Below are 436 nucleotides of genomic sequence, written 5' to 3'. Positions count from 1 at the left end.
GTGAAGGGCCGCTGTGGTGGCAAGAGATTGATGTTCGGGCTCAAGGGCTGGATCTGACGATTCCGGTCGATAAAACCTGGAATCGTCATGATCTGTATTTAAGTACGCTGGTGGTACATCCTGGCGATAAATCTCGCTCCGCGACGCCCAAACGCGCGGTTGGTGTGTTGCATCTGCCGCTTGGCGATGAAAACCGTCGCCTCGATCTGGCGCTGGAAACACCAGCAAAAATGCGTCCCAATCAACCATTAACCGTGAAAATTAAAGCCAGCACTAAAAATGGCGAGAAGCCTAAACAGGTGAATGTGCTGGTGTCTGCCGTTGATAGCGGTGTGCTGAATATTACTGATTACGTCACGCCAGATCCGTGGCAGGCGTTCTTTGGTCAGAAACGCTATGGCGCAGACATTTACGATATTTACGGTCAGGTTATTGA

1 protein-coding gene is annotated in these 436 nt (G+C 50.7%); it reads left to right on the top strand.

Annotated features, from left to right (window positions below; genetic code table 11):
- Window positions 1-436 (top strand): hypothetical protein (locus E0L35_RS25650; protein WP_212751724.1); only part of this gene is annotated, 436 nt, incomplete at both ends.

It is taken from the genome of Halomonas sp. ATBC28, assembly GCF_005937175.1.
In the GTDB taxonomy this organism is placed as follows: domain Bacteria; phylum Pseudomonadota; class Gammaproteobacteria; order Pseudomonadales; family Halomonadaceae; genus Vreelandella; species Vreelandella titanicae.
This window is presented reverse-complemented; position numbering and strand designations above follow the sequence as displayed.